Source organism: Acidobacteriota bacterium (assembly GCA_020853395.1).
Lineage (GTDB): Bacteria > Acidobacteriota > Vicinamibacteria > Vicinamibacterales > SCN-69-37 > JADYYY01.
Genome location: JADYYY010000007.1, coordinates 274,296 through 299,563 on the forward strand (window position 1 = coordinate 274,296; position 25,268 = coordinate 299,563).

Sequence of the window (25,268 nt, forward strand, 5' to 3'; positions counted from 1 at the left end):
CGAGAAGCCGAGAAACGTGATTTGTCGATCGTATGCGACGCGCGTGCTGAACCGATGCGATTCGTGACGATCGCGTCAGGAGAGCGAGCGATGCTTCCGATCTCGGCTAGGACATTTGTGGAGTCTTACGAGAGCGATTCTTCAGAGTTGTCGATCACGCAGCAACGCGCCACGCGACGTGACGGCCCGTCGAGCCCGGTGTTTCCCTGCTGTCCTGCAGTCGCGACGCGACGAACCCGCCGGCACATCGCTTGCGATTGTCGGTCCGCATCGCGCCCGCCGATCGCGGCGCGCGACCGTTCCGCTTCGCGAAAGGAGACACCATGCCGTTCACAGTCACGCCGCGCTCGTGGGTCGTCCCGCTGCTGCTCCTGCTCCTGATCCCGATTCACGCGCTCGCGCAGGACGCCACGATCGTCGGCCTCGTCGTCGACGAGCAGAAGCTGCCGGTGCCCGGCGCGACGGTCACGGCCACGTCGGCGTCGACTGGCCGCAAGTTCGTTGGGGCCACCGACGACCGCGGCGAATACCGGCTCGCGGGCCTGGCGGCCGGCCGCTACGCAGTGTCGGCGGAGCTCGGCGGCTTCGCGACGATCACGCTGGCCGACGTGGAGTTGCTCGTCGGCCAGAACGCGACCCTGCCCTTCGTCATGAAGCTGGCGGCCACGTCGGAATCGCTGACCGTCACCGCCGAAGCGCCGCTCGTCGATCTGCTGCAGGCGCGCGTCGCCGGCAACGTCGATCGCCGGCAGATGGAAGCGCTGCCGATCGCCGGTCGCAACTGGCAGCAGTTGACCTCCATGGTGAAGGGCATCACGGCCAACACCATCACGGCGCGGCCTGGCGTGGCGCGCGATGCGGCGTTCTCGCTGAATCTCGACGGCCAGGACATCACGCAGAACGCGAGCACGTCCGGTTTCGGCCAGCCGGGCATCAGCCGGGAGGCGATCGCCGAGTTCCAGGTCATCACCAACCTGTTCGACGTCACGATGGGCCGCTCGACCGGCATTCAAGTGCAGGCGATCACGCGGGCCGGCACCAATCTCTTCTCGGGCAGCGCTTACGGCTACTTCCGCGACGATGCCCTCAATGCCAAGGACCCCTTCGCCGGGCGTGTGCTCCCGTATGCGAACCGTCAGATGGGGTTCACCGTCGGCGGGCCCATCGTCCGCAACCGCCTGCACTTCTTCGGCTCGTACGAGGACGAGAAGGAGCCGAACACGTCCGTCTTCACGGTCAGCGCGCTCGGCAGCCAGCGGTTCGAGATCCCGACCGAACGCACGGCACGCACGGGGCTCGTCCGCGTCGACTATCAATTGGACCGCGGCGATCACCTGACCATGCGGTCCGGCTACTGGCGGGACCTGTCCAACACGGTGTCGGGCCATCCGTCCCGCGAGGTCGACAACCGCTACGACTCGAACTACACGTCGGTCGCCTGGTCCCGCGCCGCCGGCACGCGAGTCCACGAGCTGAAGGTCAACGCGTTCCACTACCACTGGCTCGTCGAGCCGCTCGCCGTGTTGGGCCAGACGCCGAACTACAGCTTTCCCGGCCTGGCGCTCGGCGGGCCGAGCAATCAGCCGCAGAACTGGTTCGAGGACTTCGTGACGACGCGCTACGACCTCTCCACGCGCCTGGGTGCCCACGACCTGAAGATCGGCGCCGAGCTCCGGCTGGGCGGTGAGGAAGGCTGGTGGCTGAAAGGATCGCGCGGGACGATGACCTTCAGCCGGCTGCCGTCGGACATCGGGGCGCGCATCCCGGCCGACGCGGCGCTCGACCCGAACCGCTGGAACCTCGCCGGGCTCGACGCGCTCGCCCAAACGTTCACGATCAACTACGCGCGGCTCGGCGGAGGCAAGGACGGGTACGGCGACTTCTCGTTCGACACGCCGCGGCCGATGATCGCCGGCTGGATCGGCGACACGTGGCGCGTGACGCCCGCGATGACGCTGAACCTCGGCGTCCGGTACGACGTCGCCTGGCAGGATCTCGTGGCGCCCGGCGTGGCCAACACCGAGATCCTCGTCGACAGCGGGCTCGGCGCCGAGGACTTCGGCTACCGCAGCGACATCCGCGATCTGAACAACGTCGCACCGCGGGTTGGCGCGGCCTGGCGCGCGACCGACGACGGCACGCTCGTAATCCGGGGCGGCACGGGAATCTACTACAGCAGCGCCAACTCGAATCAGCCGGTCGACGCCAGCCTCTGGAACGGCCAGCGCGTGATCTCCAGCACGTTCACCAATGACGGCAAGCCCGGATGGGTGCTCGATCCCACGCGCGGCGTGACGGCCGACGACGTGCTGTCGGGGCGGGTGCCGCCGCAGCCGCAGAGCCCGGTCGTCATCGCACACGACTTCAAGATGCCCTACGCCTGGCAGAGCATGATCGGATTCCAGAAGCAGCTCACACCGGTGCTGGGGATCGACGTCGATCTCGTGCACTACAAGGGCTACAACGAGGACTCGCAGCGCGATCCGAATCTCTTCTACGACGCGGCGACCGGGCTGCCGAGGAATCCCAACGTCCACGGCCGGCCCAATCCGGCCTACGGCGTGATCAACCTGAAGGAGAGCCACGGCCGATCCGACTACCTCGCGCTCGCGGCCGCCGCGACGCGGCGCTACGCGAACCGGTTCCAGATCGGCGCGACCTACACGTACATGTTCTACAAGCGCGACACCGGCATCGGCAGCGCCGGCTACGGCGCCACGCAGCTCAACCCGTTCGACATCATGGCCGACTGGGCGCCGTCGGCCGACTACCAGGAGCACACGCTGCGCGTGAACGGTGTCTGGAACGTGCCCTTCCAGGACCTGACGGTCGCCGGATCGGCCGCCTACGGGTCCGGCAACCCGACGTCGATCACGACGAACGTCGATCCGCTCGGCACCGGCGCCAACCGCGTGCGCGCCGACCTGAGCGTCATCCCGCGCAACACGTTCTTCGGCGAGTCGTTCAAGACCGTGGACGTGCGCCTCTCGAAGGACATCCCGCTCGGCGCGACGATGAGGCTGACCGCCATCGCCGAGGTGTTCAACCTCTTCAACAGCGCGCGGTACCGCTACAACACGCTCGAAACGTCGCCAACGTTCGGCCAGCCGAACGCATCGGGGGGATCGCCAAGGACGGGCCAACTGGCGTTCAAGATCACGTTCTGATCGGTCCCGAGCCCTGAGTCCCGGGTCGCGAGTTCTCGCGTTCTTCAACCCGCCGGACCGGCCGCCAGCCGACCGGACCAGCGGACCACGACGTGCGAACTCGGGACCCGGGACCAGGACCCGGGACCCGGGACCCAGGACCCGGGACCGTCTTTGCTATCCTCTGCCCATGCATCGGATCGCCATGCTCGGCACGGGCCTGATTGGCCGTCTGTACGTCAGCACGCTCGTCGGCGCGCGCAGCCGCGACCGTGTCGAGGTCGTCTACTCGCGATCGCCGGACCGCGCGGCGGCGTTCGCGAAGACGTGGGGCATTCCGCACGCGACCTCGAACATGGACGAGGCCCTCACCCACCCCGACGTCGACGTGGTCGTCATCGGTCTTCCGAACCACCTGCACGAGCAGGCGGTCCTCACGGCCGCAAGAGCGAAGAAAGCCATCCTCTGCACGAAGCCGCTCGCGCGCACGGCGGCCGAAGCTCACCGGATGCTCGAGGCGGTCGAGCGCGCCGGCGTCTTCCACGGCTACCTCGAGGATCTCGTGTATCCGCCGAAGACGCTCAAGGCGATCCGGTCGGTGCAGCAGGGTGCGATCGGCCGCGTCCTGTGGGCGCGATCGCGCGAGGCGCATCCGGGCCCGCACAGCCACTGGTTCTGGGACAAGACGCAGTCGGGCGGCGGCGCGATCATCGACCTGGGCTGCCACTGCATCGAGATCAGCCGGAGCTTCATCGGCAAGCGCGTGCGCCCCGTCGAGGTGACGTGCTGGGCCGACACGCAGGTGCACCCGATCGAGGCCGAGGACAGCGCGGTCGGGCTGGTGAAGTACGCCAACGGCGCGATCGGCCAGTTCGAAGTGAGCTGGGCGTTCCGCGGCGGCATGGACCTGCGCGACGAAGTCTCCGGCACGGAAGGGACGATCTGGCTCAACCACTGGTTGCGGACCGGCTTCGAGATGTTCACGTCGGTCGGCGAGCGCGGTTACGTGGCGGAGAAAGCCGAAGGCTCGACCGGCTGGCTCTTCCCGGTGGGTGACGAGGAAGGGGCGCTCGGGCTCGTCGAGATGTTCTCGGACATGCTGAACGCGCTCGACCGCGGCACGGCGCCGATGGAGGACTTCTACGACGGTTACGTCGTGAACGCGATCATCGACGCCGCGCTGCTCTCGGCGAAGAGCAAGCGGTGGGAGCCGGTCCAGCTCGACGACTGGCGTGGCGATGACACGGCGAGCACCGGCGCCGCCCTCCGCGACTTCGACGCCGATCACTACCTCATCAAAGAGGAAACGATGCCCGATGGCCGTGTCCGCCGTATCCTGAAGGAGAAGGTCAGCGGCAACGTCGTCCAGCGGTGACGTGCCGGTGACAGCGAGGTTCCAATGATTCGGCGTGTCGCGCTCGCTGCGCTCTTCGTGGTTCCCTCGTTCGCTGCCGCGCCGCAGCAGGTGACGCGCGACGACGTCAAGGGCATCCGCAACCTCGCACGCCTCGAGACGACCGTCGCGTGTGCCGGCGTCACGGCAGTCGAGGCGATTCCCGAAATCCGCAAGATGGGCTTCGCGTCGATCGTCAACCTGCGCGAGGCCTCGGAGCCCGACGCCAACGTCGAGGCGGAAGCGGCCGCCGCCAAGGCTGCCGGCCTCGTGTATTTCCACGTCCCGTTCAATGGACAGGCCCCTACGCCGGCCGCTGCCGACCAGTTCATCGCGGCGATCACGTCGCCTGGCGCGGAGCCGGCGTTCATCCACTGCTCGGGCGGCAACCGCGCCGCGACGATGTGGCTCATCAAGCGGCTCGTCGTCGATCGCTGGCCCGAGGACAAGGCGATCGCGGAAGCCGCCGCGCTCGGGCAGACGAGCACACCACTCCGGCAGTTCGCGCTCGACTACGCCCGCAAGCATTGACGGCGACCGTCCGGGGCGATGACGCCCTCCGCCACATCGCTCGGTCTGGCCCCCCCGCACCGACACGGAGATCACGGCCGGCGGCTCGGCTCCGCGCGACTACTTCGCACGGACAACCAGCGTCTTGCCGAAGGCGCGCTGGAACCTCGCACCGAGGTCGCGGCTGCGCCATGCCGGCAGCGCCGGCGCCCTGATCTTCACGTCGGCTCCGCCGACGCGGCACGAGACCGCGACGGGCCGTCCGCGTGGGCATCGGCGCTCGATCTCGTCCGCGAGCGCCAGCAGCACGGCCGCCCGATCCAGCCGGTCGAGATCGCCGGGCGGCAGCAGAGGTCGGAGCCTCGCCGAGTCGGCGTGACGATCGCCGGCCAGCCGGACGATTCCCGACACGAGGGCGACGTCGCGATGGGAGAAGCCGTCCAGCTCGGTCGCGAGCAGCATGTCGGCCGTGTGCAGATGCCGGTCGAAGAAGTCGAGGGTGCGGCCGATGTCGAGCAGCCAGGCGCCGTGCTCGACGGCCTCGGCGATGCGATCGGGCAGCGACGGCTCCAGCGCCTCGACCAGTTGACGCGCGATCGATCGCCGCCGATCGGCTGCACTCGCGTCCCAGCCGTCGAAACGGGCGCCGAGCGAGGCGAGCGACGACTCGCGCAGTTGCGCGATCGGCGGCATGCCGATGTCGAGCAGGCTGGCCGCGACGCCTTCGCGGACGCCCTGCCCCGACACGATCACCTCGGCCGCGCCGAGCATCTCGAGCAGCGTCTCGATCGCGACGGCGCCGCCCACGATCGAGTCCGCGCGCTCCGCGCTCAGCCCGGCGATCTCGTCGCGATTGCGCTCGCGCGTCGCCGCAAGCTCCTGGACCATCCGGTGCAGGCGCTTCAGCGGCACCACGTACCCGTGCAGCGTGCTGATCGGGTACTCGTGCAGGCTGCGATCGATCTTCGCGAGGTTTCGCAGCGTGCCGCCGGTGCCGACGACCACGTCGCTGCGGCGGAGCCGCGGCAGGCGGGCCTTCGACAGGTGCTTCGCCACGTGCGCGCGCAGCTTCCGCAGCTCGCGCGGCCTCGGCGGATCGGACTCGAGGAACATCCGGCTCAGCCGGAGGGCCCCGAGGGGCAGGCTGACGGCATGCTGCAGCCGGCGCGCGCGGAACTGCGAGATCTGCAGGCTGCCGCCCCCGAGGTCGAAGAGCAGGCCGTTGGCGACCGGCAGGCCGCGGATCGCGCCGGCGAACCCGTGCCGCGCTTCGTCGCGGCCGCTCAGGATCCGCACCTGGAGGCCGAGCTCGCGACGCAGCCGCTCCATGAACAGCCGCCCGTTCCGCGCATCACGCATCGCGGCGGTCGCGACGGCCACCACACGCGAGGCGCCGGCGCCTTTGGCCACCGCGTGGAAGTCCCGCACCGCCTCCATCGTGCGCGCCATCGTCTCCTCACTGAGGTGCGCGTGCTCGTCCACGTCGCCGACCAGCCGCAGCGGCGCGCGCGAGCCGGTGAGCAGCCGCAGATGACGCGCCTGATCGGCCTCGAGCACGACGACGCGGCCCGAGTTGGAACCGATGTCGATGACCGCGACCACGGGACGACGGCGAGAGGACGAGAGAGACATGCTGCGCAGTCTACGTGACGTGCGCCGCTTCCGAACGGCGCGGCTCGCCGGCGCGCACATCGGGAGCCCGCCTCCATCGGGAAGCCAGATGTCCAGATATCATCGCGTCATGGCCGTGCCCGCTGCCAGCCGCGCCGTCGAGGCCTTCCGCGATCGCTATCGGGCGGATCCCCTCTGGCTCGTCGCGGCGCCAGGTCGCGTGAACCTCATCGGCGAGCACACCGACTACAACGACGGGTTCGTGCTGCCGATGGCGATCGACCGCCGCACGGCGATCGCCGCGGGCCCCTCGTCCGATCGCACGGCCGTGTTCCACAGCGCGTGGGCCGAGGAGGGCGTGAGGATCGACCTCACGGTGCCCCCGCGGCGAGGCGCGCCGCAGTGGGCCAACTACGTGCGGGGCGTCATCGACGGCTTCGCCGCCGAACGCACGCCGATTCCTGGGCTGCGGGCCGTCATCGAGTCCGACGTGCCGGCCGGCAGCGGCCTCTCGAGCAGCGCCGCGCTCGAGGTGGCGGTGGCGACGCTCCTTGAGACCGCATCGGGACGCGCGCTCACGCCGGTGGCGAAAGCGCTGCTCTGCCAGCGGGCCGAGCGCGAGTTCGCCGGCGTGCCGAGCGGGATCATGGACCAGTTCACGTCGACGATGGCGACCGAGAACCACGCGTTGCTGATCGACTGCCGGTCGCTCGCGGTCGACCACATCCCGATGGACGATCCGGCCGTCGTCGTGCTGATCGTGAACACGAACGTGCGCCACGACCTCGCCAGCGGCGAGTACGCGCGCCGGCATGCGGAGTGCCGCGCCGCCGCGGCGGCGATCGGCGTGCCGGCGCTCAGGGACGCGACCCTCGAGGATGTCAATCGGGCCGCGCTCGATCCCGTCCTCCTCCGCCGCGCGAGGCACGTCGTCGGCGAGAACGCTCGGACGCTCGCCGCCGCGCGCGCGATGGCGGCCGGCGACTGGCCGGAATTCGGACGGCTGATGTACGCGAGCCACGCGTCGCTTCGCGGCGACTACGAGGTCAGTTGCCGCGAGCTCGACCTCGTCGTCGAGACCGCGCGCGAGATCGGCGAACCCGGCGGCGTGTTCGGCGCCCGCATGACGGGCGGGGGCTTCGGCGGCTCGGCGATCTGCCTGGTGCGCGCCGACGCGGTCGAGCGCGCGCGGCACGTGATCGCCGACACGTATGCGACCCTCGGTCCGCGGGGCGCGACGCTGTTCTCGTCGCGCCCCGCCGGGCACGCGTCAGTCCTGCCGAGCTGGTGAGATCGGCGTGCGATCGCCGCCGAACCCAATTCGCAGACCGGCCCGGCCGGCGCGGTCGAGCGCCGGGTATCCGGAGGCGGACTCGTACTGGGCGTTCAGCAGGTTGTCGACCGCGACGTACGCCGACACGTGCGGCGTGAGCGCCCAGGACATCGTGGCGTCGACACGACGCACCGCCGCGCCGAGATCGCGATTCGGCAGGAGCATCGTGCTGCCGAAGTCCGGATCGCTCAGGAACGTGCTGTCGTCGTAGCGGCCCGCCATCGAGGCGTTGGCGAACAGGCGCAACGGGCCCTGGCTGTACTCGAGCACCACGCCGCCGGTGTGCGCAGGACGCCGGAACGGCCGGCCGCCGACGAGCGGCGAGTAGGTGCCGATCGGTTGATCGGGATAGGCCGGGTTGATGGACGGCAGAAGCGCGCTGCTGTCGAACGACCGCGTCACGCGCGACGACAGGTACGTGTACGTCGCGGTCACGCGGAGCGGCGGGGCGAGCGCGGCGGTGACGGCCGTCTCGAGGCCACGCGCGCGATACGCCTGCGAGTTCATGTACGCGCCGTAGCCGGCGGCCGCGATGAGATCGTCGGCCACGCCGAAACGCGAGAGCCAGGTGGAGCCGACGTACTCGATCAGGTCGGTGAACCTGTTCTCGAACCACGTGACGTTGAGCCGCACGCGCCCGCCGAGCGCCGCCTGCTCGAGGCCGACGTCGAGGCCGGTGCTGCGTTCGGGCCGCAGCGGATCGACCGAAAGCGTCGCGGACGGCGATGCTTGCACGAGGCTCGACAGCGACGAGAGCTCCTGCAGCAGCGATGGCGCCTTCACGCCTCTTCCAGCGTTGAACGTGACCTTGGTCTCGCCGAGGCGCGCGCTCGCGGCGGGCGCACGCAAGTAGGCCGCCACCGACAGCCTGGGCACGACGGTCGTCTGGAACACCGTGTGGTGGTCGACGCCGAGGCCGGCGTTGACGAACAGACGTCCGGTCGCCGCACGCGCTTCGACGAACGCACCGACGTCGCGGCGATCGACGGATTGGCGAAGCCCGGCGCCGCTCACCCCATGCTCGTCGTCCAGCCGGAGCCCTCCGGCCACGCTGAGGGCCGGACGCAGCCGGTAGTCGGCGACGGCGTAGAGCGATCGGCGGCGGCTCTCGGAGTCGTAGCGCATGGGGTACGCGCCGCCGAAGTCGAGGACGGCCCGGCCCGTCGCGACGGTGCCGTTCGCGCCGCGGATGGTGACGACGTCGCCGAGATAGGTCGGCCCGAACCCGAAGGGATCGAACGGCTCGCCGGTCGGTGCCGGATTGTCCAGTCGGAGCGAGTACTCGACGGACGAGACGCGAACGTCCGTCGTCAGCCGGCTGCCGAGCCGAGACCGCGCCGAGAGCGCCACCGTTGTGGTGGTCGTGCGCTGCGACGAGTCGTCCGCGATGCCGAAGTAGTCCACCGCATTCGGCACGCCCTGGCGCGTCGCGCTATGACGCACGGCCAGGTCGATATCGGTGGTGCGACCGGCCGCCGCGCCGAACCGGCCCGTGTAGGTGTCGTTGACGAACGAGCCGTTGGGCGTCTGGTTGTCGGTGTCGATCCGCGAGAACGCGGAGAAGTAGTCGAGCCGCCCGGCCGCGCCGGCCACCGACGTGGTGTGCCGCGAGGTGCCGAACGATCCCCCTTCCGTCGCGTAGACGACTTCGGGCCGTCGTGATCGGCCGCGCCGCGTCGTGACGGTCACGACGCCGGCGAGCGCGTCGGTGCCGTACAGCACGCTGTTCGCGCCGCGCAGCACCTCGACGCGCTCGATGCCGGTGGTCTGGAGATCCGAGAAGTTGAACGCGCCGCCGATCTCGTTCACCGGCACGCCGTCGACGATGACCTTCGCGAAGCCGGAGTTGCCGCCGCGAAGGAACAGCGACGCGGTGCCGCCGCGCGCGCCGGTCTGCAGCACGAACGCGCCCGGCACGGTGCGCAGCGCCTCGAGCACCTCGGCCTTCCGGGACGCATCGAGATCGGCGCGGTCGATCACCGTGACGGACGCCCCGACCTGCGACTGCGGCAGCTCGGCCGCTGCCGCGGACACCACCGTCTCCTGCGCGAACGGCCCGAGCGACAGCACGAGCCGGAGATCGCGGCGGCCAGCCGCATCCACGAAGAACGGCGGCAGGCGAGCCGTCAGGAACCCCGGCGCCACCGCCTCGATGCGGCATCGGCCACGTTCCGCCGGCGCAGGAAACGAGAACGCGCCCTCGTCGTCAGTCGTGGCGGACGAGAGGCGCGCGTCTTCGCGGAGGAGCGTCACGGACGCGCCGCGAACGCGTGCGCCGAGCGGATCGAGCACGTGACCGGCAATCGTGCCGGCCGGTTGCCCCGCACGGGCGTCGGAACTGAACAGCAGAAGGAGAACCGTGAAGGAAAGCTGGAAGAACCGCGAGCGAGCGTGCATGGAGACCCTTTCTGTTGGCCGCAGAAAGTCAGCCGAAACACCCTGGGTAGGTCTCCTGGCTCGGAGGTGCAGTCGTGGTGACCTGCTGGTCGCTTCACCTTCCCCAGCCGAAGCTGAGTGGCAACTCGAAGCGACCGCCCTCGCTCACAGTGGCGGAACCGCGCCGGACTCGCACCGGACTTCCCCGTTATGCCCCTCGTGGGCACCCAAGGCCGAAGGAACGGTAACATGGAGTGTGGCGTTTGGAAAGCTGGACACGCGCGCCGGGCGTCTCGTGCGGACGCTCGCCGTGTGCTGCCTGCTGATCGCGACGCCGCTCACCGCCGTGGCCCAATCGAACCTGCCGCCGGAGGCGACGGCAGGCACCCCGGCGCTCGAGCACGGGCTGCACCTGTTCTACAGCGGCCGATACGAACCGTCCGCCGAAGTCGCCCTCAGCGTCCGCACGGCCGATCCCGAGAATCTGGCGACGTACGACCTGCGGACGTCCGCCCTGCACTTCCAGCTTCGCCGCGCCATGGGCGACGGAGAGGATCGCGAGCGGCTGTACAAGCAGTGCAGCAGTTGCGCCGCTATCGTCGCGAACTTCATGGAGGATTTCGCGGCCGGCCGCGCCGCGGCGCGCGCGCAGGTCGCGGCGGATCCGGCTGATCAAGACGCGCTGTACTACCTCGGGAAGCTCGATCTCAACTACGTGTGGATGCGTTTGGGTACGCTCGGCCAACGAACGGGCTGGAACGAGTACTGGGAGGCGCGTCGGTCGCTCGATGCCGTGCTCAAGGCCAACCCGCGGCATCCGCGCGCTCGGATCGCACGTGCCTGGATCGACTACATCGTCGACACGAAGATGACGCGCGGCTTCCGCTGGATCCTCGGAGGCGGGAACAGGAAGCGCGCGCTCGCCACCGTGCGCGAGGTCGCGGCGAGCGACGTGTCGCGCTTCGACAGAGCCGAGGCAGGCTTCGCACTCTGGGACATGGAACAGCGCGAGCGCAACCTGCCGGCGGCCGTCATGGCCGCGCAGCAACTCGCGCGCGAGTTCCCCGAGAATCAGGAGCTCGTCAGGTTCCTGGAGAAGAACGGGATGTGATCGGCCCGACGCCGGCGGGCAGGTTCAAGAGGCTGGCGCCTGAGCGCGCAACACACGACAAGAGGCGGAACGCCGCCGCCCCCTCCCGAGCGAAGACGTCCGCACTCCTGTCGGCTCGAGACCCGAATGCCGTGCGGGATGGAACCTCGGCACCGGGACCCAGAGATCGAAGACTCGTCGGTCACACACCCGCGCCGCGCGCGAGGTGATTTCCTTCCGCCCACAAAAGCACGGTCTGTGCCACAGGTGACGTCGTGGCGTCGTGAGAATCTCAGCGACCCGATCGGACAGGTCGTGTAGGTCTTGCCTTCGGCCGTGACGTTCTTACAGCGCGGCTCACGACGCGCGAGCGCGAATCTGCGCCGCGAGCTTCGTCAGCACGGCGCCGGGGCCGGTCTCTTCGAGCTCCGTGACGCCGTGCGCGATCAGGTACTGCATCGAGTCGAGCCATCGCACCGAGTGCGCGATCTGCTCGGCGAGCGTCTCGCGCAGCCGGCCCGGGTCGTAGGGCCGGCCGGTGAGGTTCGCGATCACGGAAATGGCGGGCGCGCGCAGCGGGAACTGCGCGAGGAACGCGACGAACTCCGCCATCGGCTCGCGCATGTACCGTGAATGGAACGGCGCACTCACCTTGAGCGGAATCGCGCGGCCTCCGGCCGCCTTGAGCGCCGGCGCCACGGCTGCGAGATCGTCTTTCGGCCCGGCGATCACGGTCTGCTCGAACGAATTGAAGTTCGCGACGTCGAGCCGCCGCCCGGCCTCGCTCTCGGCCAGCACCGCTTCGATCCGCGCGGGCTCGAGCCCGATGACGGCCGTCATGCCGCCGCCGCTCACACGTCCCATCAGCGCCCCGCGACGCTGGACGAGACGCAGCCCCGTGGCGAAGTCGAATACACCCGCCGCCACGAGCGCGTTGTACTCGCCGAGGCTGTGCCCCGCGAGATAGGCAGGCGGCGTCGAGCCACGTTCGCTCCGCGCGCGATACGTCATCGCGTTGACGACGAACAGCGCCGGCTGCGTGAACGCCGTCAGCCCGAGCTGCCCGCCGGGGTCCTCCAAGCACAGCTCGCGAACCGAGTAACCCAGGATCGCATCGGCTTCAGCGGTCCAGTCGGCGAACCGATCGAAGAGCTCGCCGCCCATGCCCTTGCCCTGCGATCCCTGACCTGGAAACACACACGCGATCGACATGAGAAGACAACGGGAACGGTGACGTCAGTCGCAGGCGAAGACGAGAGGAGCGTTGAGCGCTGGCGAGCCGTGGCGACTGTCGTGGCGATGCCGAGCGTCGAGCGCTCGTGTCCACGGCTCATGACGCCACCGCGCCGGCCTCGAAACAGCGGCAATGATACCAGGGTTCAGGCGTACGCCGGCCGCTCCGCCACGAGCAGGACGAAGGTGCGCGAGGCGTGAACCTGGCCGCTATCGAATGCGGACGCGGCCCGAGGACGTTTGAACCTGAAGGAGCGGTCCGCCGCCATTGACCGCTCCGCGGAGCCTTCGCCGGCTCAGGCTGCCCGTGACCGTGATCGGGTACTCGGTCTCGATGCTGCCGCCGCTCGCGTCCAGATCGAACGCCGGGCTGCCGGCCAGATCCACGTCGACGCTTCCGGACGACGTCGAGAGCCTCCAGTCGGCGGTCTGCTCACCGCTCACCGTCAGCGAGCCGCTCGACGTGTGCGCGCGGACGCCGCCGCGGATGCCCGACAAGTCGATCCGGCCGGAGCCGGCCGACACGTCGACGTCTCCGGGGCCGCTCTGCGCGAGGCGAATGCCGCCGCTGCCGGTCCGCGCCATCATGCGACCGGAGACGCCGGTGCCCTCGATGGGACCGCTGCCGGTTCGCGCGTCGAAGTCGCCCCCGATGCCGTCGGCGACGATCGAGCCGGAGCCGGTCGACGCTCGCACCGCGCCGCCAATCTGGCGCAGGCGGATCGAGCCAGACCCGGTCGTCACCGTCACGTCCCGCGCGAGGCCCTCGATCTGCTGCGAACCCGACCCGGTGCGCGACACGACGGCAGTATCGGCCGGCACCGTCACGCGGTAGCTGATCGAAATGTTGCGGCGCAGGTCTTCATCGTCGATGTGCCCGATGCGGATCGATCCGCCGGATTGCTCGACGGGCGGCGCGCTGACCAGGCGCCGGACGCGCTCCTCCGGATCGAGCGTCAGCCGCCCGAACATGCCGTCCTCGTTGGCCCGGATCTGCCCCTCGACCACGACGTGCCCGGCCGCGCCGCTGACCACGACGACGCGGCCGGATCCAGTGGAGATATCGAGGCTGACGGGCCCCGTCACCTGAAGTGTCCTCGAGAACGTGCCCTCGGCTCGCTTGCCATCCGCGAGCAGCGCCGGCACACCGCCGCAAGCCGAGGCCGTGAGCGAGATGCTGCAAAGTGCCCAGAGGGTGATCGCAACTGCACGTGGTCTCATGATGGCTCCCGGAGGTTGGACGACATACCGCGCCGCCGCGTTGTCACGCGCTCGGTAATAAACCCCGAGGCCGCGAAATAGTTTCACAGGACTTTCCCGGGGTTGAGAATGCCCTTCGGGTCGAGCGCCCGCTTCAGCGTGCGCATCATGGCGATTTCCTCGGCCGTACGCGAATAGGCGAGGTAGGGCCGCTTGAGGAGGCCGATCCCGTGCTCGGCCGAGATCGTGCCGCCGAACTCCCGCACGAGCCCGTAGACGAGCGTATTGACGTCGGCGGCCGGCTGCTCGCCCTCGCGGACTTTGACGTTCACGTGCAGGTTCGAGTCGCCCACGTGCCCAAAGAAGACCGTCCTCGCACCGGGCCATTGGCGGCGCAGCGCGTCGCCGCAAGCCTCGACGAACCGGCCCATGACGCCGATGGGCAGGCCGATGTCGAAGCCGACGTGCGGCCAGAGCAGCCGGTGGAATTCGCCGGGCGCGTCGCGCACGCTCCAGAGGCCTTTCGCCTCCGCCGCCGACTGCGCGACGACCGAATCGGCGATCAGCCCCTGCTCGAACGCCGTCGTCAGCATCTGTTCGAACGCGGCGGCGTCGGCGGCCGGGCTCGCGCCGAGCGCCTCGACCAGCACATAGGCGCCCGCACCGGCCGGAAGCGGCGCCGGGAGGCCTGATGCCGGGTGTGCGACGAGCGCGTAGAAGTCCGGCCACATCATCTCGAACGCCGATAACGTTCCCCCGAGCGCCGCCCGCGCGTGCCGCAGGAAGGCGACGACGCGGTCGTAACCGTCGAGGGCGCAGAACGCGACCGATTGCGTTCTCGGCTGCGGAAAGAGCCGCAGCACGACGCGCGTGATGATGCCGAGCGTCCCCTCGGAGCCGACGAACAGTTGGCGAACGTCCAGACCGGCGTTGTTCTTGATGAGCTTGTTCAACGAGGTGACGACCGTGCCGTCGGCCAGCACGGCCTCGAGGCCGAGCACGAGGTCACGCGTCATGCCGTAGCGAATCACCCGGTTCCCGCCCGCGTTGGTCGCGACGTTGCCCCCAATCTGCGCCGATCCCCTGGCGCCGAGGTCGAGCGGAAACAGAAACCCGGCGTCGGCCGCGGCTTGCTGGATCGCTTGGAGCGGCGTGCCGGCAAGCGCCGTCAAGGTTGCCGCCGCGGCGTCGATCTCCTCGACGCCGCTCATGCGCTCGAGGGAGATCACGACGCTGCTGTCGATCGGCGTCGCGCCGCCAGCCAGCCCGGTCAACCCACCCTGCGGCACCACCGGCGTTCCGCTGTCGTGACATATACGCAGCGCGGCCGACACGTCGGCCGTCGTCCGCGGCCTGATCACCGCGAGCGGACGGCCATTCGTCATGGTCACCATCCAGTCGCCGAGATAGCGCGGCTCGATCGCCTGAGCGGCGCTGACCTGCGCCTCGCCGACGGCCTGCACGAGGCGCGCGACCACGGACGCGGAGCTGTTCATGACCGGACAGTCTACAGGCCTGCGGTCCGCCACGCGCGCTGGCCACGCGCGCTCGCGGCGCCTGCCGTTACCGGCGCTGGCAAACGTACGAAACAATGCTCGTGAGGACACGGCTCGACGGGCTCCTGCCGCGCTGGCTCGGGGCTGTTGACGCGGACCATGCCTGGGCTCGACCCATCTCCCCTCGCCGATCGCGACGTCGTGCACGTCTGGCACGCGCGGACGGACGAGGCCTTCGAAGACGATGCCCGCCTCGCCCGCGCGCACGCGTGGCTCTCGCCGGCCGAGACCGACCGCTACAGCCGGTTCCGCCGGGAGGTGGATCGCCGGATGTTCGCGCTCGGGCGCGTCATGGCGCGAAGGCTCGTCGCACGCAGCCTCGGCATCGCGGCCGACTGGCCGTGGCGGGAAGGCGCGCGCGGCCGGCCCGAACTCGGCGCCGTTATCGCTCCGCCGCTCTCCTTCAACCTCGCGCACAGCCACGGCATCGTCGTCTGCGCGATCTCGCGGTGCGGCGAAGTCGGTGCGGACGTCGAATGCCGGCATCGCGCCGCCCTCGACCGCCAACTCGTGCGGCGGTTCTGCGCGCCGGCCGAGGCCGCCGACATCGAAGCGGCCGGCGACGAGGGCTGGCGCGACCGGTTCCTGCGCTACTGGACGCTGAAGGAGGCGTACCTCAAGGCGCGAGGCCTCGGGATCGCGGTGCACCTGTCGGATCTCTCTTTCACGATCGGAGACGAGATCACCGTGGCGTTCAGCGGCTCGTTGGCGGGAACCGATCCCGCCTGGCAGTTCTCGCTCGCGGAGCTCGACGGCGGCCACTACGTGGCCACCGCCGTCGGCACGGCACGGCGGCCGGCCTTCCGCCTCGAACCGTTTCCCGTCGACTGGCTTCCCTGACATGCGGCTGCTGGCCATCAGCGATCTGCACCTCGCGCACCGGGAGAACCGCGAGGCATTGCTCGCGCTCCCCCGCTTCGGCGACGACGCGTGGCTCGTCCTCGCCGGCGACACCGGTGAGCGGCCGGAGCATCTGACGCTCGCGCTCGACGTCCTTGGCGAGCGTGTCGGCCGCGTGATCTGGGTGCCGGGCAATCACGATCTCTGGACGCATCGACACGGCACCGAGCGCACGCGTGGCCAGGATCGGTACGAGGAGCTCCTCGCGATTTGTCGACGTCATGGAGCGCTGACGCCCGAGGACGAGTACCTCGAGTGGCCTGACGCTCCTGGAACCTTCATCGTCCCGATGTTCCTGCTGTTCGACTACAGCTTCCGGCCGCCCGACGTGCCATTCGACGAGGCGCGGCGCTGGGCGCGTGACGCCGGCACGCGATCGGCCGATGAGCACTGGCTCGATCCGTCTCCGTGGTCATCGGTGGCCGAGTGGTGCGCGGCGCGGTGCGACTGGACCGAGGCGCGGTTGGACGCGCTGCCGCCCCATGCGCGCACGGTGCTCGTCAACCACTGGCCGCTCAGATACGACCTGGCTCGGCCACCACGCATCCCTCGGTTCTCGCTGTGGTCGGGCACGGCGCGCACCGAAGACTGGGCCAGGCGATATCGCGCGCGCGTGACGGTTTCCGGCCACCTGCACCTGCGGACGACGCTCTGGCGCGACGGCGCGCGGTTCGAGGAAGTGTCGCTCGGCTACCCGCGCGACTGGCGGCAGGAGCGCGGCCTCGCCTGGTACGTCCGCGAAATCCTGCCGGGCGCACCGCCCGACCTGCGATTCGTCCCATACCGCGATCCATTCCTGGAAGGACGCGCGCTGGCGGAGAGCAGGACGTCGACGCCGCGCTCACCGGTGCCCGAGGCGGAAGACTGAGGGTCAGCCTGCGCCGCAGATCCGTTCCCAGGCCGGCGTCTGCAGCGTCAGCACCCAGTACTTCTTCCGCAGCGCAATGACGGCGTCGAGGAACGGCCCGCGCGCGATCTGGCCGGCCTTGTGGCGGTCGCGCAGGCGGCGCAGCTCGTAGCGGTAGAGGTCGTTGACTGCGCTGCGGACGAAGACGGGCGGCGTCTCGGGCCTCGGGTCGAACCCGAGGTTCCGGACCGCCTCGAGCAGCTCCGGCGGGTACAGCCACACCAACGGCATCGCGATCGACCGCCGCGTCAGCGCATCAGCTTGCGGTACTTGATCCGGTGCGGCTGGTCCGCGTCGGCGCCGAGCCGGCGCTTCTTGTCCGCCTCGTAGTCCTGGAAGTTGCCGGCGAACCACTCGACGTGGCTGTCGCCTTCGAAGGCCAGGATGTGCGTCGCGATGCGGTCGAGGAACCAGCGGTCGTGCGAGATGACGACCGCGCAGCCCGGGAACTGCAGCAGCGCGTCTTCGAGCGCGCGCAGCGTGTCGATGTCGAGGTCGTTGGTCGGCTCGTCGAGCAGGAGCACGTTGCACCCACGCTGCAGGAGCTTGGCGAGGTGGACGCGATTGCGCTCGCCTCCCGACAGCGTCCCGACCTTTCGTTGCTGATCCCGCCCGCGGAAGTTGAACCACGACACGTACGCGCGGGAGTTGATCGCCTTCCTGCCGAGCAGGATCTCGTCCTCTCCGCCGGAGATGTCCTCCCAGACCGTCTTGTCCGCCGACAGCGAGTCTCGCGACTGGTCCACGTAGCCGAACTGGACGGTGTCGCCGATCTTGAGCGCGCCGTCGTCGGGCCGCTCCTGCCCCACCAGCATGCGGAACAGCGTTGTCTTCCCGGCGCCATTCGGCCCGATCACGCCCACGATGCCGCCGCGCGGCAGCGTGAAGCTGAGATCGTCGATGAGCAGCGTGTCGCCGTACCCCTTGCGCAGATGACTGGCGTCCACGACGACGTCGCCGAGGCGCGGGCCGGGCGGAATGTAAATCTCGACGTTCTCGATCTTCTCCGTCGTGTCCTCGGCGAGCAACTGCTCGTACGCGTTGAGGCGCGCCTTCCCCTTGGCCTGCCGCGCGCGCGGCGACATGCGAATCCAGTCGAGCTCGTGGGCGAGCGTGCGCTGGCGCCGCGTCTCCTGCTTCTCCTCGAGCGCCAGCCGTTTCTGCTTCTGCTCGAGCCAGCCGGAGTAGTTGCCCTCGTACGGGAACGCGCGGGTCCGGTCCAGCTCGAGGATCCAGCCCGCCACGTTGTCGAGGAAGTAGCGGTCGTGCGTGACGGCGACGACGCTCCCCTTGTAGTCGTGCAGGAACCGCTCGAGCCATGCGACCGACTCGGCATCGAGATGATTCGTCGGCTCGTCGAGCAGCAGCAGATCGGGCGACTGCAACAGCAGCCTGCACAGCGCGACGCGGCGGCGCTCGCCGCCCGAGAGCGTCGTGACCTCGGCGTCGGGCGGCGGCAGGCGCAGCGCGTCCATCGCGTGCTCGAGCTTCGAGTCGAGATCCCAGGCGCCGGCGGCTTCGATGGCGTCCTGGACCTTCGCCTGCTCCTCGAGCACCTTGTCCATCTCGTCGGGCGAGAGATCCTGGCCGAACTTCTCGTTGATCTCGTCGAAGCGCGTCAAGAGCGCCCGGATCGGCGCGACGCCCTCCTCGACGTTGCCGCGCACGCTCTTCGACGCGTCGAGCGCCGGCTCCTGCGGGAGGTATCCGACGGTGTAGCCCGCCGAGAGCGTGGCCTCCCCGTGATAGTCGGGATCGAGACCGGCCATGATCCGGAGGAGCGTGGACTTGCCCGATCCGTTCGCACCGAGAATGCCGATCTTCGCGCCGTAGAAGAACGACAGCCAGATGTCCTTGAAGACGACCGAGTCGGGCGGATACGTCTTGCCCAACCCCTTCATCGTGTAGATGAACTGCGGCATCAACCGTTCATTCTACCTGCACGGCCGGCGTCGCCGGCGCGGCCGGCGCGGCGCCCTCGACGTCCGGCGTGAAGTCCTCGCCCGGGTTGATGAAGCGGTTCGTCTCGAAGTGGTACTGCTTGTCGTAGAGCTGCCGGTACCGCCCGCCCAGCGCCAGCAGCTCGGCGTGCGTGCCGCGCTCGACGATGGCGCCTTCCTCGAGCACGAGGATCTGATCGGCGCTGCGGATCGTCGACAGCCGGTGCGCGATCACGAACGTCGTCCGGCCGCGGCGGAGCGATCGCAGGCCGTCCTGGATCATCGCCTCGCTCTCGCTGTCGAGGCTCGAGGTCGCTTCGTCCAAGAGCAGGACTCTCGGGTCCGCGAGGATCGCGCGCGCGATCGCGATCCGCTGCCGTTGGCCGCCCGACAGGCGAATCCCGCGCTCCCCGACGACCGTGTCGTAGCCCTTCTCGAACTTGTCGATGAACTCGTCGGCGTGCGCGATGCGGCTCACCCGCTCGACGTCGTCGAGCGTCGCGTGCGGCGTGCCGTAGCGGATGTTGTCGACGACCGTGCCGTCGAAGAGGAAGTTGTCCTGCAGCACGACGCCCAGGTGCCGCCGGTAGTCGGCCAGACGCAGGTCGAGCAGGTTGCGGCCGTCGATCCGGACCTCGCCCGCCGTGGGACGGTTGAAGGCCATGACGAGGCTGATGAGCGTGCTCTTGCCGGAGCCGGACGATCCGACGAGCGCCGTCGTCGTGCCGGCCGGCGCGTGGAACGAGACGTCCTTGAGCACCGGCACGCCGGGCGTGTACTCGAACCAGACGTGGTCGAACTCCACGTCGCCCGCGACCTCGTCCACGGCGGCACGCGATGCATCGTCGGCGTCTTCGCGCGGCGTGTCGAGGATCTCGCGGATGCGATCGAGGCCGGCGAACGCCTCGCTGATCTGCGTGCCGATCGACGCGATCTGGACGATCGGCGCCGCCATCAGGCCCGTGAAGAAGATGTAGGAGAAGAGGTCGCCCACCGTCATCGTGCCGTTGACGATCGCGCGTCCGCCCACGAGGATCATCACGATGCCGATCGCCCCGATGATCACGCTCGAGAACGCCGTCGTCGCCGACACGCCGGTCATCGACTTCGCGATGTTGCGGAAGAGCTTGTGCGCGCCCTTGGTGAACTCGAGGTCCTCGCGCCGCTCGGCCGTGTAGGTCTTGACCACGCGCACGCCGCCGAGCGCCTGGTTCAGCCGGCCCGTCAGGTCAGCCGACAGCTTGCCCCGCTCGCGGAAGAGCGGCCGCAGCGTCCGGAACGCGTAGCCCATCGCGCCGCCGAACGCGGCCAGCACGACGATCGTCACCACCGTGAGGTGCCAGTTGAGGTACAGCAGGAAGCCGAGCGCGAACACCGCGGTGAGAATGCTGCCGGTGAGCTGGACGAGCCCCGTGCCGACGAGATTGCGGATGCCGTCGGCGTCGCTCATGATGCGCGAGATCAGCACGCCGGTCTGCGTCGTGTCGAAGAAGCGCACCGGCAGCCGCATCACGTGCGCCTCGACGCGCCGGCGCATGTCCGTGATGGCCTTCTGCGCGGCGACGCCGAGGACCTGCGACAGCCCGAACTGCGTCACGGCCTGGACGAGCGTGGCGGCGCCGACCGCCCACGCGATGGTGGAGAGCAGCTCCACGCGCCCCCTCCCGATGACGTCGTCGATCAGGTACTTGGAGGCGGCGGGCAGCACGAGGCCCGCGATCCGGTTCACGAGCATGAGCAGCAGGCCCGCGGCGAGCCGGCCGCGTCTCGCCCAGACGAGCTTGCGCGCCTCCTCGAGCGCGAGCGACCAGCGGACCGGCTTCTTGTCCGGCGTGCCGCCGTCCCGGTACTGACTCATGCCGCGGGCGCGTTCGACTCGTTGGGGACTGAACGTGCGATGAGAGGCCAAGAGACAAAGATACTAGACGGTGCCGGGTCCCGGGTCCCGGGTCCCGGGTTCGCGCGTTTTGGTCCGATGGTCCCGGGTCCCGGGGTCGCGTCTTGGTCCGGTGGTGCCGGGTCCCGAGGTCGCGCGTCTTGGTCCGGTGGTCCCGGGTCCCGAAGTCCGCGCGGCTTGTCCGCTGGTCCCGGGTCTCGAAGTTCGCGGCTTGTCAGGTAGTCCCAGCGGAGGACCGCAGGACCATAACGTCCGGAGCGCGCGAACCCGGGACCCGGGACCCGGGACCCGGGACTACCGGACCATCTTTCTTCGATATCTCGCCGCGCCCAGCAGGCCGAGGCCGAGCATCGTCAACGTGGCGGGTTCGGGCGTCGCGAGCGGATCGGCCGCGGCCGGCGCGAACGTGTAGACCTCGAGCGCGCCGACGGAGCTGAAGAAGTAGGGCGCCGACGTCGGGCACGGCGTCGTCAGGTACGTGACGCCGACGATGCTCTGGCCCCCATAGCCGCAGGGCGCGCCAGAGCCATAGCTGAACTGAACGGCATACCCGCCGTTGAGTGCGGAGTTTACCAGGATGTCGTGCCCGCCGCCGAACGTTGGCCCGTATCCTGAATAGTTGTAGGTTTGATACACGCCGAAATCGAAAGACCCGCCAAAGTAAACGATGTCGGAAGACAACCGCTGATTCATCTTCACGCCGGTCGTCAGGTTGTAGATGAAGGCCGTGCGCTGGGCATCCGTCGTGCTGGGGTTGTAGTCGAAGATCGAGGACCAGCTCAGCGGGTTGTAGCCGCCGATCACGAACGTCTGTGTGCCGACGACCGCTTCGAGGAGCGTGAACGTCGCGCCCTTGCCGTCCGCCTTCGCATGGAAGTCGAGTGAGTCGTCGTTGTTCGGGTCGGCGCTGTTCTTCGTAAAGACGTTCGTGAAGTCGAGGTTGCCTTGACCCAACCACGCCTCGAGCTGGCCTTCGAACGCGCTCGTCAGCAGCGGCGTCGCGTGCGCGGCTGAGGGGAAGAGGAGGCAGACCGCCAGGACGGTCCAGCGAATCGACGTCGGCATGATGTCTGCGCTAAGCAATTGAAGTGCCAGATCTGACAGGGCTAGGCATCCGTGGTGGTGGTGGTGGTGGTGAAGTCTGCCGGCGGCCGGCCTTTGGTCATGGCGCTGAGTGCCGGCCCGCAATCCGAGCACGGCGGCTCGGATCGCCGGACCATCGGACCGAAACGCGCGAACTCGGCACCCGGGACCGCAGAACCGAAACGCGCGAACCCGGGACCCGGGACCCAGGACCGCCGGACCGTCTAGGTCTTCTCTCGCTCACTTTCGAACGGCGTCCGAAGCTGGACGGGCGCCTCGGCCGTCCTCCGCACGCGGATGTTGATCATCTCGACGAAGACCGAGAAGCCCATCGCGAAATAGACGTAGCCCTTCGGGATGTGCTGTCCCAAGCCGTCGGCGACGAGCGACATGCCGATCAACAACAGGAACGACAGCGCGAGCACCTTGATCGTCGGGTGCGTCTCGACGACGGTGCTGATGGGCTCGGCGGCAACGAGCATCACGAGCACCGCCAGCACGATCGCGGCAATCATCACGCGCTCGTCGTCGGCCATGCCGATCGCCGTGATGACCGAGTCGAGCGAGAACACGATGTCGAGCAGCATCACCTGGCCGATGACGCTCCAGAACGACGCGGCAGGCCTGCCGTGCGCCTGCTCGGGCCCTTCCAGCCGCTCGTGGATTTCGAACGTCGCCTTCGCCAGCAGGAAGAGGCCGCCGCCGAGCAGGATCAGATCGCGGCCCGAGATCTCGCGACCGAGAATCTCGAACAGCGGCGTCGTGAGCCGCGAGACCCAGAAGATGGACCACAGGAGCAGGATGCGCATCAGCATCGCGGCGAGCAGCCCGACCCGCCGCGCCAGCCGCTGCTGCGCCAGCGGCAGCTTGCCGGACAGGATCGACACGAAGATGACGTTGTCCACGCCGAGGACGATCTCGAGCACCGTCAGCGTGATCAACGGGATGAGGAGGTCGCTCATGTGCGGATCATCATGTGCCAACCTCGCCGGTGCGGAAAAGCGTCTCGAACCCGGCACACTGCAGGACCGGCAACGCCGGGTACTTCGGGAACGTCGGATCGCTCGCGGCGCGGGCACAGCGAACGAAGCGGCTGCCGCGATCGCTCCGGACGACCCTCGCATGGCAGCAGCAGTCGCACAGGCCTGAATCCGGTTGCTGGCCGTCGACGGTCTCGTTCATCATGAGGCCATGTTCACGTCGGAAGCCGTCACCCGGAACATCAGGGTCTCGGTGGTGGCCGAATACTCGCCGGCACGCTCGCGCCCCCGCGATCGACAGTGGTTCTTCTTGTACACCATCGCGATCGCGAACGAGGGGGCCGAAACCGTCCAACTGCTGTCGCGACACTGGATCATCACCAACGCGGAGGGCGTGGTCGAGGAAGTCCGCGGCCCGGGCGTGGTCGGCGAGCAGCCGGTGCTCGAGCCGGGCGAATCGTTCACCTACACGTCCGGCTGTCCCTTGCGCACGCCCTTCGGCACGATGGAAGGCACCTACCAGATGATCAACGGTTCGGGAGAGGCGTTCGACGTCGTGATTGCGGCGTTCACGCTCAGCGAGCCGTATACGGTTCACTAGTCCCGGGTCCTGGGTCCAGGGGTCGCACGTCTCGGTCCGGTGGTCCGGGGTCCCCGGTTCGCGCGTGTCGGTCCGGTGGTCCCGGGTCCCGGGGTCGCGCGTCTCGGTCCGGTGGTCCTGGGGTCCCGGGGTCGCGCGTCTCGGTCCGGTGGTCCCGGGTCCCGGGGTCGCACGTCTCGGTCCGGTGGTCCTGGGGTCCCGGGGTCGCGCGTCTCGGTCCGGTGGTCCTGGGTCCCGGGGTCGCACGTCTCGGTCCGGTGGTCCCGGGTCCAGGGGTCGCACGTCTCGGTCCGGTGGTCCTGGGTCCCGGGGTCGCGCGTCTCGGTCCGGTGGTCCGGGGTCTCGGGGTCGCGCGTTTCGGTCCGGCGGTCCGGGGTCCTGGGGTCGCGCGTCTCGGTCCGGTGGTCCCGGGTCCCGGGGTCGCACGTCTCGGTCCGGTGGTCCCGGGTCCCGGGGTCGCACGTCTCGGTCCGGTGGTCCCGGGTCCCGAGGTCGCGCGTCTTGGTCCGGTGGTCCGGGGTCCTGGGGTCGCACGTGTCGGTCCGGTGGTCCCGGGTCCAGGGGTCGCGCGTTTCGGTTCGGTGGTCCCGGGTCCAGGGGTCGCGCGTCTCGGTTCGGTGGTCCGGGGTCTGGCGTCGCGCGTCTCGGTCCGGTGGTCCGGGGTCCTGGGGTCGCACCTCTCGGTCCGGTGGTCCCGGGTCCCGGGGTCGCGCGTCTCGGTCCGGTGGTCCCGGGTCCTGGGGTCGCGCGTTTCGGTTCGGTGGTCCCGGGTCCTGGCGCTGTGAGCATGGTCTCGGGAAACCTGAGGCCCTGAGGACCGGAGGACCGGAGCGCGAGCACCCGGGACCCAGGACCCGGGACCCGGGACCGTTTCTCTTATCTCTTCGCGTATGGGAGCAGGCTCGTCTTGAGCGCGACCGTGAGTCTCAGCGCCGAGAGGCCGGCCGCGAGCACCGGATCGCAAGCGTCCTGCTCGATGTACCCGCGGTCGACACCGTCCTGCAGCCGGCGGCGAGCCTCCTCGATCGACGCGACCGCGTACCCGAGGAAGTGAACGAACTGCCGCGCACCGAATCGCCGGAAGCCCTCGGCGATGTTGGCTTCGCCGCTGGCGGCCGCGTCCATGAGCTGGTGCCGGAACCGCTCGTCGCGCTGCGCGCCGGCGCTCTGACGGACCAGCCGATACACCTCGAGCTTGAACGCGCGCGTGGCCTGCCAACACTGCAGATCCTCCAAGCGCCTCACGCCCACGACATGGAAAGGAGCAAACCGGAGACCGTGACGGTTGGGGCGAAAACTGGTGATTCCCCCGCCAACATGGCGATCTCTGCAAGCCACCCCTCGCCCGAGATCGCAAGATCTGCCGCCGCAGAACCGTGGAACCAGCGAACCGGACCACCGGGCCGAAACGCGCGACCTCGGGACCCCGGACCACCGGACCGAAACGCACGAACTCGGGACCCAGGACCACCGAACCGAAACGCGCGACCCCGGGACCCCGGACCACCGGAC

At 69.4% G+C, this 25,268-nt stretch carries 19 protein-coding genes and 1 riboswitch; of the genes, 8 read left to right on the top strand and 11 right to left on the bottom strand.

The window, feature by feature from the left end; translation table 11 throughout:
* Nucleotides 1-323: 323 nt before the first annotated feature.
* The 3 genes from IT184_06975 (at nucleotide 324) to IT184_06985 (ending at nucleotide 5,070) form a co-directional block, all read left to right on the top strand.
* Nucleotides 324-3,167 (top strand): TonB-dependent receptor, encoded by a 2,844-nt coding sequence (locus tag IT184_06975; protein MCC7008543.1) that lies wholly within the window; start codon nucleotides 324-326, stop codon nucleotides 3,165-3,167.
* 169 nt (nucleotides 3,168-3,336) lie between these two features.
* A complete protein-coding gene (locus tag IT184_06980) occupies nucleotides 3,337-4,521 on the top strand; it encodes a Gfo/Idh/MocA family oxidoreductase (GenBank protein MCC7008544.1) in 1,185 nt (394 codons plus the stop codon).
* 24 nt (nucleotides 4,522-4,545) lie between these two features.
* Nucleotides 4,546-5,070, top strand: a complete 525-nt coding sequence (locus tag IT184_06985) for a hypothetical protein (GenBank protein ID MCC7008545.1) — start codon at nucleotides 4,546-4,548, stop codon at nucleotides 5,068-5,070.
* A 99-nt stretch (nucleotides 5,071-5,169) separates the two neighbouring features.
* On the opposite strand, the gene IT184_06990 is transcribed toward IT184_06985, so the two are convergent.
* Complete coding sequence (locus IT184_06990) at nucleotides 5,170-6,681, bottom strand: Ppx/GppA family phosphatase (protein ID MCC7008546.1); 1,512 nt, start codon at nucleotides 6,679-6,681, stop codon at nucleotides 5,170-5,172.
* A 109-nt stretch (nucleotides 6,682-6,790) separates the two neighbouring features.
* On the opposite strand from IT184_06990, the gene galK reads away from it, so the two are divergent.
* A complete protein-coding gene (gene galK / locus IT184_06995) occupies nucleotides 6,791-7,951 on the top strand; it encodes a galactokinase (GenBank protein MCC7008547.1) in 1,161 nt (386 codons plus the stop codon).
* Here galK and IT184_07000 read toward each other — a convergent pair.
* The gene (locus IT184_07000) at nucleotides 7,931-10,390 is read right to left on the bottom strand and encodes a TonB-dependent receptor (GenBank protein MCC7008548.1); all 2,460 of its coding nucleotides are present in this window, start codon (nucleotides 10,388-10,390) and stop codon (nucleotides 7,931-7,933) included. The two genes, galK and IT184_07000, sit on opposite strands and share 21 nt — an antisense overlap.
* A gap of 27 nt (nucleotides 10,391-10,417) precedes the next feature.
* Nucleotides 10,418-10,615, bottom strand: a riboswitch (cobalamin riboswitch).
* Between the two features lie 10 nt (nucleotides 10,616-10,625).
* On the opposite strand from IT184_07000, the gene IT184_07005 reads away from it, so the two are divergent.
* On the top strand, nucleotides 10,626-11,480 hold the full coding sequence (locus IT184_07005) for a hypothetical protein (GenBank protein MCC7008549.1): 855 nt from the start codon (nucleotides 10,626-10,628) through the stop codon (nucleotides 11,478-11,480).
* 336 nt (nucleotides 11,481-11,816) lie between these two features.
* On the opposite strand, the gene fabD is transcribed toward IT184_07005, so the two are convergent.
* The 3 genes from fabD to IT184_07020 all read right to left on the bottom strand — a co-directional run bounded on the left by fabD (nucleotide 11,817) and on the right by IT184_07020 (nucleotide 15,388).
* Nucleotides 11,817-12,671, bottom strand: coding sequence for an ACP S-malonyltransferase (gene fabD / locus IT184_07010; protein MCC7008550.1), 855 nt, complete (start codon nucleotides 12,669-12,671; stop codon nucleotides 11,817-11,819).
* Between the two features lie 231 nt (nucleotides 12,672-12,902).
* Nucleotides 12,903-13,913, bottom strand: a complete 1,011-nt coding sequence (locus IT184_07015) for a DUF4097 family beta strand repeat protein (protein MCC7008551.1) — start codon at nucleotides 13,911-13,913, stop codon at nucleotides 12,903-12,905.
* A gap of 83 nt (nucleotides 13,914-13,996) precedes the next feature.
* Nucleotides 13,997-15,388, bottom strand: a complete 1,392-nt coding sequence (locus IT184_07020) for an FAD-binding oxidoreductase (protein ID MCC7008552.1) — start codon at nucleotides 15,386-15,388, stop codon at nucleotides 13,997-13,999.
* 159 nt (nucleotides 15,389-15,547) lie between these two features.
* On the opposite strand from IT184_07020, the gene IT184_07025 reads away from it, so the two are divergent.
* Nucleotides 15,548-16,288 carry a 4'-phosphopantetheinyl transferase superfamily protein gene (locus tag IT184_07025; GenBank protein ID MCC7008553.1) on the top strand — a complete coding sequence of 247 codons (741 nt, stop codon included), beginning with the start codon at nucleotides 15,548-15,550 and terminating at the stop codon, nucleotides 16,286-16,288.
* A gap of 1 nt (nucleotide 16,289) precedes the next feature.
* Nucleotides 16,290-17,216 carry a metallophosphoesterase gene (locus IT184_07030; protein ID MCC7008554.1) on the top strand — a complete coding sequence of 309 codons (927 nt, stop codon included), beginning with the start codon at nucleotides 16,290-16,292 and terminating at the stop codon, nucleotides 17,214-17,216.
* Nucleotides 17,217-17,219: 3 nt separating this feature from the next.
* Here IT184_07030 and IT184_07035 read toward each other — a convergent pair whose 3' ends face one another.
* From IT184_07035 to IT184_07055, 5 genes are all read right to left on the bottom strand, one after another.
* Nucleotides 17,220-17,486, bottom strand: a complete 267-nt coding sequence (locus IT184_07035) for a hypothetical protein (GenBank protein ID MCC7008555.1) — start codon at nucleotides 17,484-17,486, stop codon at nucleotides 17,220-17,222.
* Nucleotides 17,487-17,503: 17 nt separating this feature from the next.
* Nucleotides 17,504-19,177, bottom strand: coding sequence for an energy-dependent translational throttle protein EttA (gene ettA, locus IT184_07040; GenBank protein ID MCC7008556.1), 1,674 nt, complete (start codon nucleotides 19,175-19,177; stop codon nucleotides 17,504-17,506).
* A gap of 7 nt (nucleotides 19,178-19,184) precedes the next feature.
* Nucleotides 19,185-21,053, bottom strand: a complete 1,869-nt coding sequence (locus IT184_07045) for an ABC transporter ATP-binding protein (GenBank protein ID MCC7008557.1) — start codon at nucleotides 21,051-21,053, stop codon at nucleotides 19,185-19,187.
* 333 nt (nucleotides 21,054-21,386) lie between these two features.
* Nucleotides 21,387-22,157 (bottom strand): PEP_CTERM-anchored TLD domain-containing protein, encoded by a 771-nt coding sequence (locus IT184_07050; GenBank protein MCC7008558.1) that lies wholly within the window; start codon nucleotides 22,155-22,157, stop codon nucleotides 21,387-21,389.
* A gap of 242 nt (nucleotides 22,158-22,399) precedes the next feature.
* Nucleotides 22,400-23,137: a TerC family protein gene (locus IT184_07055; protein MCC7008559.1), complete on the bottom strand. Its 738-nt coding sequence runs from the start codon at nucleotides 23,135-23,137 to the stop codon at nucleotides 22,400-22,402.
* A 229-nt stretch (nucleotides 23,138-23,366) separates the two neighbouring features.
* Here IT184_07055 and apaG point away from each other — a divergent pair, with 229 nt between their 5' ends.
* Complete coding sequence (apaG, locus tag IT184_07060; protein ID MCC7008560.1) at nucleotides 23,367-23,756, top strand: Co2+/Mg2+ efflux protein ApaG; 390 nt, start codon at nucleotides 23,367-23,369, stop codon at nucleotides 23,754-23,756.
* An 876-nt stretch (nucleotides 23,757-24,632) separates the two neighbouring features.
* On the opposite strand, the gene IT184_07065 is transcribed toward apaG, so the two are convergent.
* Complete coding sequence (locus IT184_07065) at nucleotides 24,633-24,992, bottom strand: four helix bundle protein (GenBank protein ID MCC7008561.1); 360 nt, start codon at nucleotides 24,990-24,992, stop codon at nucleotides 24,633-24,635.
* Nucleotides 24,993-25,268: the final 276 nt, after the last annotated feature.

Coding starts and splice junctions, on each gene's coding strand:
- ettA (MCC7008556.1), bottom strand. CDS start 19,177: ATGCCGCAGTTCATCTACACGATGAAGGGGTTGGGCAAGACGTATCCG.
- IT184_07020 (MCC7008552.1), bottom strand. CDS start 15,388: ATGAACAGCTCCGCGTCCGTGGTCGCGCGCCTCGTGCAGGCCGTCGGC.
- IT184_07055 (MCC7008559.1), bottom strand. CDS start 23,137: ATGAGCGACCTCCTCATCCCGTTGATCACGCTGACGGTGCTCGAGATC.
- IT184_07025 (MCC7008553.1), top strand. CDS start 15,548: ATGCCTGGGCTCGACCCATCTCCCCTCGCCGATCGCGACGTCGTGCAC.
- IT184_06990 (MCC7008546.1), bottom strand. CDS start 6,681: ATGTCTCTCTCGTCCTCTCGCCGTCGTCCCGTGGTCGCGGTCATCGAC.
- IT184_06985 (MCC7008545.1), top strand. CDS start 4,546: ATGATTCGGCGTGTCGCGCTCGCTGCGCTCTTCGTGGTTCCCTCGTTC.
- IT184_06980 (MCC7008544.1), top strand. CDS start 3,337: ATGCATCGGATCGCCATGCTCGGCACGGGCCTGATTGGCCGTCTGTAC.
- IT184_07050 (MCC7008558.1), bottom strand. CDS start 22,157: ATGCCGACGTCGATTCGCTGGACCGTCCTGGCGGTCTGCCTCCTCTTC.
- IT184_06975 (MCC7008543.1), top strand. CDS start 324: ATGCCGTTCACAGTCACGCCGCGCTCGTGGGTCGTCCCGCTGCTGCTC.
- IT184_07015 (MCC7008551.1), bottom strand. CDS start 13,913: ATGAGACCACGTGCAGTTGCGATCACCCTCTGGGCACTTTGCAGCATC.
- apaG (MCC7008560.1), top strand. CDS start 23,367: ATGTTCACGTCGGAAGCCGTCACCCGGAACATCAGGGTCTCGGTGGTG.
- IT184_07000 (MCC7008548.1), bottom strand. CDS start 10,390: ATGCACGCTCGCTCGCGGTTCTTCCAGCTTTCCTTCACGGTTCTCCTT.
- IT184_07030 (MCC7008554.1), top strand. CDS start 16,290: ATGCGGCTGCTGGCCATCAGCGATCTGCACCTCGCGCACCGGGAGAAC.
- IT184_07045 (MCC7008557.1), bottom strand. CDS start 21,053: ATGAGTCAGTACCGGGACGGCGGCACGCCGGACAAGAAGCCGGTCCGC.
- IT184_07035 (MCC7008555.1), bottom strand. CDS start 17,486: ATGCCGTTGGTGTGGCTGTACCCGCCGGAGCTGCTCGAGGCGGTCCGG.
- fabD (MCC7008550.1), bottom strand. CDS start 12,671: ATGTCGATCGCGTGTGTGTTTCCAGGTCAGGGATCGCAGGGCAAGGGC.
- galK (MCC7008547.1), top strand. CDS start 6,791: ATGGCCGTGCCCGCTGCCAGCCGCGCCGTCGAGGCCTTCCGCGATCGC.